12 protein-coding genes are annotated in these 18615 nt (G+C 68.6%); 3 read left to right on the top strand and 9 right to left on the bottom strand.

All coding sequences use genetic code 11. The features are described from left to right. Nucleotides 1-85 precede the first annotated feature (85 nt). From ACWF79_RS11100 to ACWF79_RS11085, 4 genes are all read right to left on the bottom strand, one after another. Nucleotides 86-796: an N-acyl homoserine lactonase family protein gene (locus tag ACWF79_RS11100; protein WP_453727782.1), complete on the bottom strand. Its 711-nt coding sequence runs from the start codon at nucleotides 794-796 to the stop codon at nucleotides 86-88. Between the two features lie 580 nt (nucleotides 797-1376). Beyond that, complete coding sequence (locus ACWF79_RS11095) at nucleotides 1377-3467, bottom strand: SpoIIE family protein phosphatase (protein WP_453727813.1); 2091 nt, start codon at nucleotides 3465-3467, stop codon at nucleotides 1377-1379. Between the two features lie 899 nt (nucleotides 3468-4366). Then, nucleotides 4367-4876, bottom strand: coding sequence for a hypothetical protein (locus ACWF79_RS11090; protein WP_453727781.1), 510 nt, complete (start codon nucleotides 4874-4876; stop codon nucleotides 4367-4369). Nucleotides 4877-4932: 56 nt separating this feature from the next. Next, nucleotides 4933-5799 carry a hypothetical protein gene (locus ACWF79_RS11085; protein WP_453727780.1) on the bottom strand — a complete coding sequence of 289 codons (867 nt, stop codon included), beginning with the start codon at nucleotides 5797-5799 and terminating at the stop codon, nucleotides 4933-4935. Between the two features lie 523 nt (nucleotides 5800-6322). Between ACWF79_RS11085 and ACWF79_RS11080 the strand changes: the two genes are divergently transcribed. Next, nucleotides 6323-6466, top strand: a complete 144-nt coding sequence (locus ACWF79_RS11080; RefSeq protein ID WP_453727779.1) for a hypothetical protein — start codon at nucleotides 6323-6325, stop codon at nucleotides 6464-6466. Nucleotides 6467-6506: 40 nt separating this feature from the next. Here ACWF79_RS11080 and ACWF79_RS11075 read toward each other — a convergent pair whose 3' ends face one another. Together ACWF79_RS11075 and ACWF79_RS11070 are read right to left on the bottom strand one after the other, a co-directional pair. Then, complete coding sequence (locus ACWF79_RS11075; protein WP_453727778.1) at nucleotides 6507-6848, bottom strand: hypothetical protein; 342 nt, start codon at nucleotides 6846-6848, stop codon at nucleotides 6507-6509. A 117-nt stretch (nucleotides 6849-6965) separates the two neighbouring features. Next, nucleotides 6966-7166, bottom strand: a complete 201-nt coding sequence (locus ACWF79_RS11070) for a hypothetical protein (RefSeq protein WP_453727777.1) — start codon at nucleotides 7164-7166, stop codon at nucleotides 6966-6968. 675 nt (nucleotides 7167-7841) lie between these two features. Here ACWF79_RS11070 and ACWF79_RS11065 point away from each other — a divergent pair. Beyond that, nucleotides 7842-8492 (top strand): DUF4360 domain-containing protein, encoded by a 651-nt coding sequence (locus tag ACWF79_RS11065; RefSeq protein ID WP_453727776.1) that lies wholly within the window; start codon nucleotides 7842-7844, stop codon nucleotides 8490-8492. 415 nt (nucleotides 8493-8907) lie between these two features. Here the strand turns inward: ACWF79_RS11065 and ACWF79_RS11060 are convergent, their stop codons facing one another. Then, nucleotides 8908-10158 (bottom strand): serine hydrolase domain-containing protein, encoded by a 1251-nt coding sequence (locus tag ACWF79_RS11060; protein WP_453727812.1) that lies wholly within the window; start codon nucleotides 10156-10158, stop codon nucleotides 8908-8910. Nucleotides 10159-10685: 527 nt separating this feature from the next. On the opposite strand from ACWF79_RS11060, the gene ACWF79_RS11055 reads away from it, so the two are divergent. Further along, complete coding sequence (locus tag ACWF79_RS11055) at nucleotides 10686-11726, top strand: vWA domain-containing protein (protein WP_453727775.1); 1041 nt, start codon at nucleotides 10686-10688, stop codon at nucleotides 11724-11726. 532 nt (nucleotides 11727-12258) lie between these two features. Here the strand turns inward: ACWF79_RS11055 and ACWF79_RS11050 are convergent. Further along, nucleotides 12259-16167 (bottom strand): WD40/YVTN/BNR-like repeat-containing protein, encoded by a 3909-nt coding sequence (locus ACWF79_RS11050; RefSeq protein WP_453727774.1) that lies wholly within the window; start codon nucleotides 16165-16167, stop codon nucleotides 12259-12261. 1504 nt (nucleotides 16168-17671) lie between these two features. After that, nucleotides 17672-18475 carry an MBL fold metallo-hydrolase gene (locus tag ACWF79_RS11045; RefSeq protein ID WP_453727773.1) on the bottom strand — a complete coding sequence of 268 codons (804 nt, stop codon included), beginning with the start codon at nucleotides 18473-18475 and terminating at the stop codon, nucleotides 17672-17674. Nucleotides 18476-18615 lie beyond the last annotated feature (140 nt).

Here is an 18615-nt window from a genome sequence, read left to right as displayed (position 1 = left end):
GTGTCGATCACCGGCGCGAGTTTGTTGTTGGGAACCGGCACCCCTTCGGGGCGAGTGGGCCCGTGTCCGGCGCCGCGATGATGTCCTAACGTTCCCTTGGGGACGGTTCCCAGACCGAGCAGTCGTGGGCAAAGAACACCCGCCGCGGGTCGAACTCGGCAAGGCGGTTCAGCCAGTGTTGGTAAGCGGGAAGCGGCTGTTCCACGCTGTCGAGCGCGGCCCTGCGAGCCAACTGGTCGGACGCGAACTGAGAGGCGAAGTCATGCGCCTGGCCGGCGAGGACGACGGTGCCGTCGCTTCGCCGGAGGACCAGCGACTGGTGTCCGTCGGTGTGTCCTGGAGTGGGAAGGATCCAGACCCCTGGCCAGACCTCTGCCTCACCGGCGAGTTCCTCATAGACCGCGCCGGGGAAGTCGATGAGCTCGTCGACGGTGTAATCGCCTCGCCTGGCCGTTGCCAGCTCGACATCCTGAACCCAGATGGGCTTGCCTCCCAGCAAGGGGTTGCCTCCGCAGTGGTCGAAGTGGAGGTGGCAGTTCACAACGAGGGTGATGTCGGCAAGGGTTAACCCAGCGGTGGACAACGCATCCTGCAACGGGCGGCGTCGCGGCCGGTAATGCGCTTCGGTCTCCGGGTCGGCGGCGCCGATGCCGGTGTCGAAGAGGATCACTCCCCGATCGTGCTCCACCAGATAGGCGAGTGCGGGTTCGACCCGTGGTTGCGCACTGCCGGTCTCGGATGCGGGCCGGATGAAGTACCCCAGGTCGAGTCGACGCACTGCCATGTTCTTCCCCATTAGGCCATCGTGGCAGGTCGCTGTGTGCCTTCCAGGCCGTTTGCCGACAGCAGAAGTCTCTTGCTGAGCCCGCAGAAAACGTCGTGTTCGCCGGCGCGGGCACGAGTGGCGGCCGCGGCCGTTCTACGGGGTCCATGCGAACGGGGCCCCGACGGCCGGCATCGCGGCCAGGTGGCCACCTCACACCGTCCGGCCCACCGAGAACTGCTGTCGAACGCCTCAGGGCAACGCGAGCCGGGGGCGGACGTTTCGCGCGTGCGGCGGCCGGCCGTGTACCTGCCTCCTTCGCTCAGGACGTCACCGAAGGCGGGTGACCTCGACCCGGGGACACTAGGCCGGGCCGGCCAGGGCCAGGGCAGCCAAGGCCAGGGCGCCCCCTCGCAGCGGCTCCATCCCATCACCCGCTCGCAGCGGCTCCCCCTGGTCGACCCTGCGGACCTGGGCGAGCGGTTGTGGACCCCTGCCGGGGTACTCCCGCCGGCCGTCGTGCCTCCCGAGGCGTCCTCCAAGGCTGTGATTGATCCCGCTCGCGCAGAGGAACCTCTGCCAAAGGCCGCCTGGGCCCGTGTTGCCGTCGGCATCAGCCGCCGTCCGGTGTCGGGCGGATGAGCAGCAGGGCGATGTCGTCGTGACGGAGTGCGTCCTGTTCAGCGTGGTGGACGAGCGTGTCGGCGAGGTCGTCCAGGGTCTGGGCGTCGGCCTGGGCCAGGTGCTGGGCGAGCTGGTCGGTGGTGACGTCGATGTCGGTACCGGGGGTTTCCACGAGCCCGTCGGTGTACAGCGCGAGGACTGCTCCCGGCGGGAAGGGGACCTCGGTTGTCGAGTAGTCGGCGTTGGGGTCGATGCCGAGCAGCAGCCCTGGTGGCAGGCGGAGGATTTCGGTGCGTCCGTCGGGATGGCGCAGCAGCGGTGGAGGGTGGCCGGCGTTGGCCAGCAGGGCGCGGTGGCGGGGCAGGTCGAGGTGCGCGATCAGGCAGCTGGTGAACAGTCCTGGGTCGAGGTCGGTCATGAGGCGGTTGGTGCGGGCCAGGACGGCGCCGGGGGACGTGCCGGCCGTGGCGTGGGCGTGCACGGCGGTGCGGACCTGGCCCATGAGGGCGGCGGCGGCCGGGTCGTGGCCCTGGACGTCGCCGATGGCCGCGACGGCCGTCGAGGGCGGGCAGCGGATGAGGTCGTAGAAGTCGCCGCCGATCTCCGTGCCGTGCCCGGCGGGAAGGTAGCGGGCGGCGACGTCCACGCCCCGGATGCGAGGCAGCGTGTGGGGCAGCAGGCCGGTTTGCAGGGTGCGGGCGAGGGTGTGTGTGGCGTCGTAGAGGCGGGCGCGGTCCAGGGCTTGGGCGATCAGCCCGGCCAGGGAGGTGAGGATGGCCCGTTCTGCCGGGGGGAAGGGGCGCGGCTGGTCGTAGGAGAGAATGAGAGCGCCGATGGGGCGTCCGGAGGCGGTCAGCGGCAGAAAGGCCCAGGCGTTCCTGTCCTCGTAGCGGGGCGCGTCGGGGTAGGCGCGCTGGAAGTCGCCGAAGGTGGGGAAGAAGGCGGGGGCGCCGGTGGACAGGGCGTGGGTGGTCGGGCCGGCGGCGGCCAAAGGAATGCCGTCGAAGCGGTCGACGAAGTCGGTGGTGTAGCCGCGGTGGCCGATGATGTGCAGCCGACCCTCGCCCGTGGTCATCAGGACCAGGCCCTGGGGACCGAAGGCAGGCACGATCTGATCGGCGAGCCGTTCGGCCACATCGCGCACCCCCACGGCTTCGGTGAGAGCGGTTGCCAGATGCGTCAGGAGATACAGTCCCGTCGCGCTCACCGGTCCGCCCGGAGAGCGGGGCTGTGCTCCGGTACTGGTGGGGAGCGGCTGCGCAGCGGGGGTGATGTGCACGCTGACACCGCTGTCACCGGGGTACAGCTGGAAGAACAGCGGGGTGTTCGGAGGGCACACGGCGGTGAAGGAAGTCGGCTGGCGGGTGATCATCGCCGCGCGGTAGCAGTCCTCGAAAAGCGGGTTGTTGAGCCACAGCAGCACTTCCCACGGGCGTCTTCCCACCAAAGAAGCGGCGCCGGCGTTCACCAAGCCGGCAGCGGCAGGGTTGATGAAGGTGAGCCTGCCCTCGAGATCCAGGGCACAGCAGCCGAGCGGGAGGCGTTCGGTGAAGCCCAGCGCGGCCATGGCCTGGGCGGGGTCGGCCTGGGTGAGCTGCGCGGCAAGCAGCCGGGGCTCCGCAGGAGCTGACAGCGGATGGCCCTGCCGGGCGGCTTGCTCGCACAGATCCGCCGCGCGTCGGCAGCGCGTGGTGATCGTGCCGCGTTCCTCCGCGCTGAGCTGCGGCGGGTGCCAGATCGGCCACAGCAGCACGATGCCGCCCCACAGGCCGACACCGCTGGCGACAGGCGCAGCGGCAAGCATGAAGTCGTACGGCAGCACGATCCCGAGCCTGGGGTAGCGGCGTGCCATCTCCTCCTGGCTGCCCAGCCACACCAGGCGCCGCTGCCGCATCGCATCCACGACAGGAATCGCAGCGTCCAGAGGGATCCGGGCCCACGGCGCGGCGATCCGTGGGGAGACACCGGACAGCAGTGCAAGGCGCAGCACCTGTTCACCGGGCTGCAGAAGGTACAGCAGGGCAACCGACGCACCGGTCTGTCGCACCACGTCGGCCACCAGCGACTCCAGGCGCTCCATGCCTTCCGAATCGACGTCAAGGCCAGCAGGCTGCCGCACGGCATTCACCCCGTCCTGGCGGCGGGCGGGGGTGGGGCCACGCCCGCGACTGAAGCGGTGCGGGCCACCTCGGCGCTGATACCCAGCCCGGCGCCCCTCTGCGCCCAGCTCACCCCCGCCTGCCGGTCCGCCCGCACCAACCGCCCTGCCAGATCCGGCACGCCTGCCACCGATGCGCTGTGCCACCTCACGCAACGCCGCCGCGACGGCAGCGCCGACACACGCTGGACGACGGCCCGCCCGTGAATAATAGGGGTCTCACCGGCCGTAGCCAGCCCTTTCCGGGCTGTGGCCGCCTCCAGCCAGCGGCGTCGTGCCCTCCAAGGCGCCCGCCGGTGCGCCGACCGGCAGTACCGGCGGCGACCCGCCGCCGACCCCGACAGCCGAGCCCCGCACTCACCACAGCGCATGTCACCCACATACGGACAATACGCCCGTGCTGCCGTGACGGCTTCCTACTGGCAGCGAGCCGGGGACGCAGGCCTCCGGAACGCCGACCGGGCCGCGCCCGTCGCCGCCCGTCCGGGCCCCTGTGATCAGGCGCGGCACGGGGGCGGTCCAAGCGTGGTACGGGGGCGTGACGAACAGGTGCCCTGCCCGGCGGCCGAGTGGTGGCACCGGCCACAGGCGCCTTACGCCTGCGCCTGCGCTCCGCGTTCCCCACCACGTACCTCGAGCTCCTCGACGGCCCCGCGGCGCCGTAGGCGGCCGTCTCCCCGGCCCCCTGAAGCAGTCTCCAGCCTCGGTAAGCCGCTCGACGCGCACCCGCTCCTCCGCCTACCGGCGCTCGCGCGCCCGAGTGCCCCGCTGCGCCGCGGTCGAGGCCGGGTTCCGGTCCCAGCTCCTGGTGGGCGTCGTCCTCATGCCGTCGATGCTGGCGGAGCAGGAATATGCCGCGCCACTGAACGTGTCTCCCGCTCCTCGCGCATCATCTCCAGGTACCGCTCAAGGGCATCCTGCTCCAGCTCCTTCTCGATGGCGCAAACGACCTTGAGCGCCCGGTCCTCGACCTCTTTCGGGTCTACGAGCCCAGAGAGCCGGCCACCCACCGCTGTCGGCAAACCGCCGAGAGCCAGCTCGCGGAGCGAACGGCCGCTGTTACCGCGGCGCTCCCGTGCCAGGACGAAGCCCGCGTCCTGGAACCCCGCCTCGTCCGGGTACTCCAGTGCGCTGCCTACGGTCGTCAGAACCTTGTGCTGCGCGGCGGCACCTCCTCGCCGCCCTCCTGGTGAAGCCGAGCGCGCCATCGTTCGAGCTGATATGCAGACCACACCCGTGTGTGCCCTTCCGTCTACATCGTCCGGCAGGTCCGTGGGGTCGGCCTCGCCAGGACCCCAGTCCTCCATGCGTTCGTAGTTGCGGCCGTCCACCGCGAACTGAAGATCACGCCAGGGGTCGGCTGTCCCGCAGGCTCGACGCCTACACCTCACAGGTAGCGGATGGGCGGCGGGGTTTGTCCGGTGTCCGGCTCTGCCGTCTCTTCCTCGGGTTCTTCGGTCGCGCGCAGTGGCAGGGGCAGGTTCTGGAACGGCAGCCACACCCGGTGCTGCGCGTCGCTCTCGCAGCATTCGTCGTAGTGGACGCCCACCTTGAAGTCGCTCGGCTTCACTGAGTCGGGGAAGGTGTTCTCGATCCGGCAGCTCATGACCAGCCGGCCGCCGGGGCGGAAATTGTTTCCGTCACTGTCGTTTTGCAGCTCCTCACAGCCGGAGTAGAACGCCCCGGCCGACAGCTCACACAGGCCAACCCCTTCAAGCGGGAGGCAATCAGGAAACTTCGACGGCTTGACGAAGAAACTGAAGCCCCAGTTGTGCCCCACCCACAGGCTGTTCGGGGCCGGAATCTCAGGGCGTCGGTCGTCCGTGACGGCCATTTCCACCGTCAGCGTCACGTGCACCTCGCCGGGCTTGTCGTACTGCCCACCGGCGCCGTTGACGTCCGTGGAAAATCCTCGCCAGGCGTATCCGTAGCGCCAGTCGTCGATGGTGACCGCGGTGAGCTTGGACGTCACAGGCTTCGGAGAAGGTGTCGCCTCGGGCGCGGGTACAGCAGCGGACGACGTCGGGCTGGAACTGGGGGTGGGAACCTGCTGCGTGACCGTGGCCGACGGCTTCGCGTCGGCCTTCTTCCCGGACGGGACGCCACAAGCCGTGGCGGTGACGAGTATGGCGACGGCCGCGAGGAAGCGGTGACGCACGATGACCCCCTGGTTGTGAGCTTGCTGAGGACGAAGAGTAGCGATCTCAAAGAGGGCCGGGTACACGAACCGAGCACCAGACGCTTCCTCCGCCACTCACGGCGACGCCTTAGCCGGACGGGCCGAATTCCGGGGCCCGCAGGGCTCCCCCTTCCGCTCCCTACAGAGCCGGGCACCGCTCATCCCGAAGCATGAACGGCGACGGTCAGGGTCGTGTCACCTGGCCGCAAACTGCTGGAATCCTGCGGGCGCGGGACACCCTGCGATCGGCTGCGCACGTCCCCTTGCCGCTCAGGGAGAGACGTAGCACGGCCATGGCAACAAGCGTTCCCGTGATCAGGAAGACGCTTAGGCGCCGGGCTGGCGTTGGAATGCGACCGGAGATCGCGGCGATCGCCGACCGCCGTAACCGTCTCTTCCGGCCTTCACCGCTCTTCACGCCCCCAGTCGCGTGAACGGCCATAGCCGTCATACAGCCGAGCAGCTAGATGGAACCAAGGGGCCACCTCGCACGCCCTCCGCTCAAATCCCCAAGGGCGCCGCGGGCTTCCTTCTCCTCGCAGTCGTACCAGTACACGCCTGCCATCGCAGGCACCCGCGGTGCCAGGCCTCCTGCGCCGTGGCAGCAGAGGTGGGCCGGCCCACCGGCTTCGACGGCCAGATCTGCAAACGCCCCAACGAAGACGAAGTCGAGCAGACGATCAACAAGCTCAAGTCCTACCGGGCCGCAGGGGTACGGTACGACAAGCCCGCCTACGTCTGACACGGGCCAGCCTCGATCCGTCCTGTGGCTCAGGCTGCGATCAGCCCGCCTCCACAGCATCAGCCCGCTTCACCAGGTCGGCCGCGATGTCATCCCAGTCCGGCCCGAACAACTCCAGGACCATGGCCTCGCGCATCAACCCGGGCTCGCCCGGCCGCTGCAACAGCACCAGCCGATACGAAAGGTTCCGAATCCAGACAGGCAAATTCCCGTCAACGTACTGCGGGCACAGCTCGCGCAGCATGCCGAGGATCGCGTCCGCATCAGCGAACGTCAGCTCTTCGACGAGGTAGTGCTCCCGGTGTTCCCGGCCGCACTCCGGCGTGGGCCGGTACTCGTCCCCGAAGAGGCAGCGGGCGTGCTCCGTCAGGGTGCTGTGCATGCCCGAAGCCTATGCCGTCATGATCCGTCGGACAGAACCCCGCCGTTGACACCGTTGATGACGCTCCCGTCACCGGCCGCCACCCGCCACCTGCGCGGCGGTGCCCTCTGGCAGCGTTCAGGCCCCGGCAGTATCACCGAGGCCACCGACCGTGTCGGCGACCCCACCGACCAAACCAAGGCCATCCACGCTGGCGCCCGACAGGCCCCCGACCGGCAGGCCGCCGACCGGATCAGCCACAGCCGGAGCGGCACCAACCGCAGCAGCGGCACCGACCATGACCGTGGCAACGAGAACACGCTTGATGATGTTGTCCATGCCCTGAGAACGATGCAGCCCAACCTCGGTCACCGCGTCGGGCCTACGTGTCGAAACCCTGGCGCGAGCCCGGTCATCGCCCGGGGCGCCTGGCACGCGAACCATCCGGACCCATCCACCCCGCAGGGCGGCACACCGCGCAGCTGTTACCTCTCGCCCTGCCTCCCAACCGCCGCCGCACCTTCCAGCGGCCGGATCGCCGCTCTGCGGCCGTGCGCACCTGGGCATGACCGCTGCCCCCCACGGCCTCGCGGACTGCCCGGCCCAGTCGGGCGCCCCACAAGTACTCGCCTTCAGGAGGGTCGTGACAGGCGGGGCCGGTGGTCGTTGTGGGGCGCCAGAGGTGACACCCGCTGCTCCGAGCCAAAAGTCGGGGTGTTCGGGGGGCGTTTGTTGGCCGGGCTCGGCCCTGTCCTTTGGTGCCTGGGCTTCTAGCATTCGACCACCCCCGCCCGCACCGGTGGGGCGCCCAGGGGATGGCACCTGACATGCACATGATGCTTCAACTGTTGTCGGCTGCACCACCCCACATTTCTGTACCACCAGCGCCTCGATCCACCGCAGCAGGTCCGTGACGGCCGCCACCCCGTGGCGCGCCGCACCCCCCACCCCGCGAGGCGGACACACCCCGTGCGCCCGCACTCGCCCGGCACCTAAGCAACGGATGGGAGAACCATGCGAATCCCCCTGCTGGTGAGCGGAGCGATCACCGCTCTGTTCGCCTCTGCCCTGCCCGCACAGGCAGGCCCCTCGTCGATCACCGACCCGCCCCCGGACCGGATCGTCATCGACATCGCCACGGTCAACGGCTCCGGCTGCCCGCTGGGCACCGCTGCCATCGCCGTGTCCGAGGACAACACCGCCTTCACCGTCACCTACAGCGAATACCTCGCCCAGGTCGGCGGCAACTCCTCCCCCACCGCCGCCCGCAGAAACTGCCAGCTCAACCTCCTCGTACACGTACCCCAGGGCTTCACCTACGCGATCGCCAGCGCCGACTACCGCGGCTACGCCTCACTCCAGCCCGGAGCAAGCAGCACCGAGAAGGCCTCGTACTACTTCCAGGGCTCGCCGAACACCGCATCGCGCACTCACACCTTCCGAGGCCCCTACGAGGACAACTGGCAGGCCACCGACACCACCGACTGGGCACAGCTCGTATGGGCACCCTGCGGCGTGCAGCGCAACTTCAACATCAACACCGAACTCCGGGTCAACGCCGGCACGTCGAACCCCGCCACCACCAGCTACATGACAATGGACTCCACCGACGGCGACATCAGCACCATCTATCACCTCGCATGGAAGCCATGCCCCGCCAGGTGAGCCGGCACCACTGACACCGCAGGGCCCCGGGCGGGAACCCCTTCCCGGCCGGGGCCCTGCCCCAGCTGCCCCCGTGCCCCGACGGACCCGGTGACCCGTACCCCGGCGCCCGACCGCGCAGCGACCCGCCACGGCGGCGCACGCACGGCGACCCACCACCCTCGCAGAACAGTCACAAACCGGGAACACCGCGTCCCGCGCGGGCACCCGTCACCAGCCCCCACCGCCGTCCTCAGCAATGCCAAAGCCACGGGCACAGATGAAGCCCGACAGCACCTCATTCAGCTGCCGCAGACAAGGCGCCTCGTGCGCGCGGGGCGTCTTGCGAGCCCGGCCATGGCTGCCGTGGCGCGGGGCCGGCCGGAAGGCTGGGGGCCGGGGGGACAAGCGGTGCCGGGCACTCGAGGGCCGGTGGTCAGCGTCGGAGCAGGGCGCAGACGAAGTCCTCCTGTACGGCGCGGACCTTGGCCAGCAGCTCGGGCTTGAGGCTCTTGCTGGTCTGGGTGTTGATCGAGAAGGTGAGGGACCGCTTGCCGTCCCCGGTGCCGGCCGCGAGCTGGGTGTAGCCGGGGAAGTTGCCGGTGTGGCCGTAGAGCGTTCCGCACCGTGTCGTGTAGCGGAAGATAGCCAGTCCGCCAGCGTTGACACCCGGGCCGGCGGGCTCCGATGCGGCGCCGGGAATGAAGGTTCGCTGATCGCGGCGGGTCTCTTGCGACAGGAAGCCGGGTCCACCCGCCCAGGCGGCGGCGAAGGCGCTCAGGTCTTTCGGTGTCGAGACGATTCCGCCGGAAGCCCACACGCCTGACGCGCTCAGGATCTCGCTGACGTCTTGCGGTCCGGCGGGTGGCGTCACCTCGTAGCCGTGCAGATAGGGCCTGGGAAGCCGGTACCCCTGGGGAAGGCTGGTCTGCCTCATGTCAAGGGGCCGGTACACGAGCTGCTCGAGCAGCTGCTCGTAGCGCTGTCCTGTAACCGCCTCGGCCATCAGCGCGACGGCGATGTTGTCGGAGTTCGAGTACGCGTACCGCGACCCCGGCGCGAACAGCAGATCCTCTTCGGCGACGAAGTCGAGAAGCCGGCGAGAGTCGAAGCGGTGCCGGGGGTCCTCCCGCAAGATCTCGACGAACGCCGGCGCCCTCGAGAAGTCGGGCAGACCGCTGGTGTGGTTGAGCAGCTGGCGCAGCGTCACCTGATGCCAAGCGGCCGGCAGAGAAGGCAGACGCTCGCCGATCGTGTCGCCGAGGTCCAGCTTGCCGCGGTCCACCAGGCGCAGGGCGACCGCTCCGCTGAAGGCCTTGGCGACGCTCGCGATCCGCATATGGTCGCCCGCACGGGGCGGCCGGCCGGTCCTGATGTCGGCGACACCCGCCCGGTAGAGGGCCGACCGGTCCCCCTGCCGCATCAGCACGATCACTCCTGGCGGTCCTCCGGCCGTGGAGACGAGGCCGTCAAGCAGCCTCTGCAGGGCCTTGTCCGAAGACGGCGGCGTGCCGGTGGCCTGCGCGGGGTGGACCAGAACGGCGAGCACCGCCGACACGGCCACGGCGGCGACAGGCAGGCGCAGACGTACGCGCGAGCGGGAACAGCCTGCAGAGTGTGCCGGCACGGGAGCTCCTTCACGGTCATGCCCGGGACTCCTGCGCCCGGTCAGGGTTCGACCCAGCATCAGACGCACCACCGCGACCTGCCCGCCCAATACTCCATCCGGCTCAGGCACCACCCCCGCCCGGCACGGCCCGGTCGCGGCGCCGGTGCCGCCTGACTCCCCATCGCATCCAGCGGTCAGGAACACCGCGGAGGAACAGTCGGCACACCAGCACGCGCACGGCGGCGCGGCGCTCCTCGTCGCATGAGGAGGCGCGAGACGAGCGCCTGACGGTCATCGGACACACCTCCCCCACCCCACCAGCGCATAGACGGTCCGACCGCTCCAGCCGCAAGGGGGCGTCACCACGGTCGGCGGCTGCCCGGGCCAGGTCGGCCGGACACTGTCGGACGCGGTACGGGAATTCGCTGCCGGTGGCACGCGGGACAGGACGCCGAACGCCGGCCCCGGAGGGCCGGGCCGTACGCGTGCGGCCCCAGGCGATGACAGCGCGGCTGCCTCGGGGCTTGTCCGATGCCGGAGACAAGATCGATTGTCAGTGGCAGGTGAGACGGTAGAACCATCAAGCCGCAGGACGGGGAGCTTTAATGTCAGGTAGTCAGAACTACATCAATCACGTCGCCCTTGTGCTGGATGCCAGTTCGTCCATGTCACACCTGAGCCGCAAGGTCGTCGACGTCGCCGACCAGCAGATCGCCTACCTTGCCCGTAGGTCCAGGGAACTCGAGCAGGAGACCCGCGTCACGGTCTACGTCTTCGCCGATACCGTGGAATGCGTCATCTACGACAAAGACGTCCTGCGGATGCCGTCCCTGAAGCAGCTCTACCGGACCGGCGGCATGACCGCCCTGCTGGCCGCCGCACTGAAGTCCCAGCGGGAACTGGCACAGACCGCCCAGCTGTACGGTGACCACAGCTTCCTGACCTTCGTACTCACGGACGGACAGGAAAACGCGAGTCACCGCTGCCCCGATGCCCCCGCCAAAAACCCACGCGAACTCGTGACTGCCGTATCCCAGATGATCGGAACACAACAGGACAACTGGACACTGGCCGTCCTCGTGCCCGACCAGATGGGCAAACGCGAAGCCATGCAGTGCGGCTTCCCGAGGGAAAACATCGCCATCTGGGACGCCACCAGCACCCAAGGCCTGGAAGAAGCCGGACACGTCATCCGGGAAGCCACCGAGAAATTCATGGTAGGCCGCGCCCAAGGCATCCGAGGATCACGGGCGGTGTTCTCCACCGGTGCGGAGGCCGTCAACAAAGACACCATCAAGGCAGCCGGCCTCACCCCGGTGGACCCCTCGCAGTACCACCTGATCCCCGTCGCACGTGACGCGGCGATCCGGGACTGGGTCACTGAATCCGGCCACACCTACCGCACAGGCCATGCCTACTACCAGCTGAGCAAGCCGGAAAAGGTCCAGGCCCGCAAGCAGATCGCGGTACTGGAGAAGAAGACCGACAAAATCTACACAGGGCCCGAAGCCCGAACCCTCCTCGGACTCCCCGACACCGAAGTACGCGTCAAGCCCGACCACAACGACGACTTCACCATCTTCATTCAAAGCACCAGCGTCAACCGCAAACTCGTCCCCCACACACGACTCCTCCTGATGAGCTGACACCACCCACGCCGGAAGCCCGGCGGCCCCGCCGGGCTTCCGGCAGCGCCGCCACCGCCACCCAGCCCCCGCGGCGAGGGCCCCGGACCGGCTACAACCGCTGCGCCGCAAGGCCGCCGAACATCCGTCAACGCCTGTTTCTCATCCCAGCCCCGGTGAGGGGCGGGGTACAGCTGAGTGTTTAGGGTGCAGACGCGCGTCGCACTGGTGCGCCGACGACGGCTCCCCATGCGGATCGGCAGCGCCGAAGACCACCCTAAGCGAGTGGTCGCACCAGGCGTTCTGGGTGAACTTCAAGAGGCGTCCGCGGCTCGCTGGGCAACTTGGATCCGGTGCCATCCTCCGACTTGGTACCGAGCACGAGTGCCAGGGCGGGTACAACGGTCATGCTGCCGCCGAAGACCGCCTAGGCGGAGAGGGTGAGAGCGGCGGCGACCGCCCCGAGTACGACGGGAAGTAGGCACAGCTCCATCGGCGCTCCCGCGTTTCCTTGGGCTCGGATGCCGGATGGATTCGGGATGCCTTCAGGCGCTCATGCCGCCGCCTGGCTCTGGCCGCCGTCGCTGTGGCCGGCGGGACGCACGTGATACGTGGTGCCGCCGACCAGTCGGCCGTCTTCGGTTTCCTGCAGGACGCTCAGTTCGCCGTGGCCGTCATACCCGTCGGGATCCACATGGATGGGAAGGCCGATGTTGAAGGCGATGGCACGCGAGTTGCGCGGCGGGATGCGCAGCGCCTGTACGTCGTTCCGTCCGTCCTCCTGCTCGAAGAGCTCATAGGCGTGGTGGAAGTCGAAGAAGTGCTGATCTCCATGCGGGTCCTTGAACCGATCGGGGAAGATGTCCTGCCCATGGTCGATCCGCTTGACGCCGTGCCCGGGCCGTGGTCCCGCGCCCGTTCCCTTCTCGAAGACGGCGAACAGGCGGGTGCCGGCGGGCAGTCCGCCCCATCGGATGATGATGTTGAAGGGGCGGTGCTCGAACGTGAGGTTGTTGAGCTGGAGGACGGCCGCGGATTCCGGCATCACCGACCCGGGCACAGCGTCCAGGACCTGAAGGTTCTTCAGGGTGACGTGCTTCCTCATGGTCACCAGAGTGCCCACGTCGAACTCGTTCTGCACGTTCAGTGGGTCCTCCGAGCAGGTGGCCACAGCGAGGATGCAGGAGTGCTCCGCGGCGCTCAGCGGGACCAGGAAGTCCCATTCCAGAATGCCGGGTTCTGCCGGGTCCAGCCGCGGAATCGTCCGAGTGGGGCCGACGGGTGTCCAGGAGGTGGCCGTCGGGTCCCCCGTGAAAGGCCTGCCGCCGGTCCAGAAGTCCGCGGGCAGCGCGGGCAGGCCTGCGGCGGCGCTGGCCATGAAGGCCCGTACCTGCACATTGGTGGCCGGGTTGACTCCGCGGTTGTGCACCTGCACGTAGATGCGGTTGGTCTTGCCGCGCCGTGCTGTGCGGTGTCGCAGCCGGGCGAAGGCGACGTAGTCGCCGACTGGTGTCGGCGTCTGGTACACCGGCTCGGGCGAGTCGACCAGCGTGTCGGCGCTCTGCCACCAGAACAGCATGCGCTGGGCCGTGGGGTCGAGCGGGTCCACCACGCCCGAGGGCGAGGGCTGGCCCCGGCCCGAGTCGAGCATGTTGTCGCGCATGTACAGGTCGACCATCTTGACCGGGACCGCGTCGATCGGCCGCTCCCAGACGCTGCGGCCGTGGGTGGCCGCGCGCAGGAGTCTGCTCTTGCGGTGGATGAGGAGGTCGAAGACCGGGACATTGGGGATGCCCTGGTCCCAGGGGAACCAGTTCTGCCCCGCGTCCTCCGTGCGGAAGACCCCTGTGTCGGCACCGCAGAAGAGGCGGTTCGCGTTGTCCGGGTCGATGACGATGGTGTTGACGGGGTTGGCCTGGGCGAGGCCGTTGGAGCGCACCGTCCAGGTGGTGTCCGTCGCCAGTCGTCGGTAGACGTGGTCGCTGGAGAACTCCCCGGGGTCCTCGCCGGACAGGACTGCCCCGAGCGTGGCCCATACGGTGCCGCTCGCGTCCACGGCGAGGTCGGAGATCCATACGGGCGGTAGTGGCGCGGTCAGATCGGTTCGCTGTACGTCCGCGGGATTCCACGTGGCTCCGGTGCGCCGTAGTCGGTAGACCCGCCCGCTTGTCGTTCCGATGTAGACGGTGGTGCTGTCCGCCGGGTGAACGGCGATGGCGGAGATGGCGTCATTGAGCCCGGAGGTGACGGCCGACCAGTTGTCCGCGTTGTTGCTGCTGCGCCACAGTTCCTGGCCCCCGAAGTAGCAGATGTTCGAATTGGCCGGGTCGAAGGCGAAGGGCGCGTAGAAGTACGCATCGCCGGTGATGCCGGTGGTCTTCAGATTCCAGTTCGTACCGGCGTCGTCGGACCGGAAGAAGCTGGTGCGGATGTACTGGTGGTACATCCGGGTGGGTTTCGACGGATCGACCGCCGTGAACCCGCCGTCGCCACCGTGCACCTGCCGCCAGACCGGATTGCCCTCGTACAGCTGTGTGCCGTTGTCCTGGGTGCCACCCAGGATCACGTTCTCCCACTGCGGATGCTGGGCGATCGAGATGTACTCCAAGGTGCCCAGATCGCGGTTGCGGTCGGTCCAGGTGGTGCCGCCGTCCGAGGACGTGTAGACACCGCCGTCGTTGACGTCCCAGCAGGTGTTCGGGTTGACGGGGTCGAAGGCGAAGGCGTGATGGTCTTCATGGATGTTGGGTATTGCGTCGAAGACGCCGCCTCCCGTGGTGTTGCGCCACAGTCTGAGCTCGCCCAGGAACAGGATGTCGGGGTTCGTCGGGTGCACGGCGACATGGAGGTTGTACCAGGTCTGTCCACAGATCCGGAAGAAGACCGTATGTGTGTGCCCCGTCGCGTCCGCATTGGTGGTTGCCTCGACGGGGCCTCCGCCGGCCAGCGCGGTCATCTGCTGCGCGGTGAGGGAAAGGGTGTGCGCGTGCGGCGTGGATCCGGCCGAAGTGAGGGTGTAGACACGAGCTTTGGGCGCTGCCGTGAGGTCCGTGGCGTTGATGGTGAGCCCATGGCTGTGCCCGGCGACGAACGACACAGTCCCACCCGCGGCGATGTTGAGCCGGACGTCCACGGCGGACCACGTGTTGCCGCCGTCCTTGGTCCGGGCCACTCCCCCGAAGCCGCTGCCGTAGGAGAAGACCGCCAGGACGACCGAGGGGTCGCCCTGCTGCTGGGCGAGTTCCACCCTTTCGAAGCTGGGCGGGATGGCTGCCGACGAGGCCTGCGTCCAGTTCGACCAGGTCCCCGAGCTACGGGTGCTCGTCCACAATCCCGAGCCGTTGAATGCGGCGATCAATTTCACGGTGCCCGACGGGCCCGGTGACCGCAGCGCCACGAGGTCGCTCGCGTTACCGGCCCTGAGCTGCTGCCAGTTCAGTCCGTCGTCGGTGCTTGCATACACACCCGTGCCGGAGGAGAGGAACAGGCGCTTCCCGGTGCTGTCCGTCGGATCGAAGAGAATCCGGGAGGTCTCGTCCCGCACGAAGACATTGGTTCCGAGCTCGGTCCATGTGTTGCCGCCGTCGGACGAGCGGAGCAGGCCGTTGCCGTAGTACGTGGCAATGCCCGGGGTGTCGTATTCTCCGGTGCCGGCGACGATGTGCTGGCTGTTGTTCGGGTCGATGGCCACCGTTCCGATGGCCAGACTGCGCTGGAAGTCGGTCTTGGGAGACCATGTCAGACCGCGGTCGGTGCTCTTCCAGAGCCCGCCTCCCGCCGTGCCCACGTACATCGTGTTCGTGTCCGTGGGGTCGATGGCCACGGCGAGGGTGCGGCCGCTGCTCGACCACCACGGTGTCAGCACCGGCCCGGGACCTGTCGGCGTCCAGTTCACCACCCCCGGGACCGGCATGGACCGGTCCAGCTCGCCTTCGCCGTCCGCGCTCGGGGCCGGGAGACTCGCCTCAAGCCGGTCACGGCGGGCGCGAAGCTCCCGGACCTGCGAGATCTGAGTCTCCCTGGTGCCGGGTGGTACGTACCCCAGGTGCCCGAAGCGCCGCTCGAAGTGGTAGCGGGCGCGCCCGAAGGGATCGTCCTCGGGCTCCGGCTTCGCACCCTCGGTCGGGCTTGCGGAGTTGTCCAGGGGAGGGCCGCCGTCAATGCTCGGCCGTTCATGAACGACGAAGGTGACTTCGGCACTGGACCGGCTACCGTCGTACGAGGACGCGGCCGCGAGGGAGTGCTCGCCCGGCCTCAGCTTCATCGTTGAGATCCGGGCCACGAAGGCCCCGCTTCCGTCCGGGCGGATCCCGTCGTCGGTGGGCAGCCCGAGCGCGACGCCGTCCACATTGGCGGGCCGCCCGTCGACCGTCAGATCCACGCTCCAGCCGTGCCAGCCCTCGCCGCGGACATCGACCGTCGTGCCCTGTAGGCATGTCAGCGGGCTGGCTTCGATGGTCACGCTCGTGTCCTTGTCGGGGCCCATGTCCTGGCGGTTCGGTGAATCGCTTCCGTAGACGTCCATCGCCGTACACTCTCTGGATCACAGCTTGCGGTGGGAATGGGGCCCCGCCCGTGACTTGCCGGTACGGGGTACGAGCGGTGACGGAAACGGCGCGGAGGCGTCCGGACGCAAGGGGACCTGTCGTCGGCCCTGGCACGGCCGTCGGAGCGGGGACAACCCAGCGCATCACAAGTCAAACCGCTGGATATTTGGCTATACCCCCACCATAGGTCTCCGCGTGGGGCCGTGCACCTGAATGTCCACAATTCCCCGGTGGGTCAAAGTGGTTGACCGATTGACGGGCCGTCCGAAAGGTCGCTGCTTCAACTTTCGTCAGCGCCCGCCTTGCGCCGAGCCACCGGACAGGCGCATCCCCGGATACGCCGGAAGCCGGCCAAAGCATGCTCTTGGAGGCATGACAATCCGCTACGTCTCGGCGCAGTGGTCAGCGGAACCGGCTCTTGCCCAGCACGCCGGCGGCGCCGCCACAGCCGCCCTCTCACTTCGGTGGTCGACCGGTTGGCAGCAAGTGCGGCCGCCGGCGGAGGGCACCGACACCGACGAGGATGTGCGCCGCCACCCCGACACGACCTACTAGGCGCGAAGGCACGAGAGCCGGCCGCCGGCCTTCTGCTCGGGCTCTCGGGCACTTGATCGTCATGCTCCTGGCGCTCCCCGTCGTCCAGTTCTCCGGCTTCGACGGCCTTCGCCTGGCAGATCTTTCCCCATACGAATATCGGGAGAGGGAAAGAGGGTTATGCCGGCGATGAATTCGCGCCGGTTTCCGGCCTGCCAGGAGCTTTTTCGCGGACTCGGGTATCGCCACCGTCACGACAGGAAAAGCCGACGCGTAAGTTCACCCGAAGCGCGCACGAGATCAGCGATCGGGTGCGCGTGGCCACCATCCAACTCCAAATCAGTGCGCCGCAGTCACAGCATTCAACTTCTGCAACCGCCAGCGGGAGCACGACTGGGCAGCCGGCCAGAGCGCCGCCTGAGTGGGAGCCGACGCCATCGTGCACGCCATCGACGCGGTCTGGGGCGGCTTCGACGGTCCGAGGCGTCTCGCGGCCCCAGCTGGATGCCCCGGTACATCCGCGAACCGCTCACCACCAAGCCCGAGCAGCTCGCCTCGTCCTGCCACGACCTCGCTGGCGAACCCGCAATCTCCCTCAGCGTCATCAACGGACCGGCCGGGCCGCTCTACAACGTCTCCATGAGCGGCGCGCATCGCGCACACCCTCTTCGGACTCTGGGCCAACCCTGGATGATCGCGAACCTCGATGCCCTGGTCCCGCCCCGTAGGTTCGACGTCCCTTCTGTCATCGACGTACGCCTGTGTGGCGTTGCCGACCAGTAGTGACGTCATCGGATGCTCTTTGCGAAAGGGGCTGGTCGTGCCGCAGGCGTCCAAGGTCGAGCTGTACTCCGCAGTCCGTCGTGGCCGGCCCTGCCAGGTGGGTCAGCGGGCGATGAAGGGCTCGGTCAGGTGCGGGGTCGCGAGGTAGAGGGTGCTGGCGGCCCCGCTGTGGAGTACCTGTTCCCTTGAGGCCCTTGCCTGCTCGGGGTCCATCTCGTGAGCGTAGGCGAGTTCGGGGTGGAGCAGCTGGATCGCATGGACGAGCAAGTCGCCGGTGACGGCGACCAGTTCCCGGCCCGACTCGACGAGCACGCTCTGGTGCCCGGGCGTGTGACCGGGCGTGGCGAACACGCGCTCGCCGCCGCGCAGCGGGGTGTCGCCGTCGAGCAGCCGTAGCTGATCGGTCTTCCGGAGCGGGTCGATCACAGTCGACCGCAGCTGCGGGTTGACCTCCTCGATCGCGTCGACTTCGGCCTGCTGCAAGAGGTATTCGGCGTTCGGGAAGAACGGCCGCGCCTGCTCGCCGCCGACGACGGCCCATCCCACGTGGTCGGTGTGGAGGTGCGTGAGCACCACCGTGTCTACCTCGGATGGTTGGATACCCGCCGCGGCCAGCGAAGCCGGGAGTGCCCCGGGTACGGGCGCCCACGAGGCCGCCGGGCCGTCGGCCGGGCCGATCCCTGCATCGACCAGCGTCACGCCCTGGTTGCTGCGGATCGCGAACGCGCGGAACTGGAGCCACCAGCGCCCTTCGGCGTCGAGCGCGCCGGGATCGAGCTGGTCGGCCGCCGCCCAATGCTCGGTGGTGGCGCCGGGGAACGCCTCCGACCTGGGGGAGAAGAAGGGGCCCGCGCCGTCGGCGAGCGCGATGACGGTGTATGGACCGACCTGAATGGAAGGGGGCATCCGACAGATGGTGCCACCGGCGGGCGGCCCATGACCAGACGGGTTCCCCGCAATCCCCCGCAGGCTGTGGGCGCCTCGCAGAACTCATCTGCCGGAACCGGCGATGACGGAGTAGTTCGGACGGATCGTCTACTGAGGGC

This window comes from Streptomyces sp. NPDC054975, assembly GCF_053609105.1.
The sequence above is the reverse complement of the archived record's forward strand: the minus strand, read 5'-3'. Positions and strand labels throughout refer to the sequence as shown.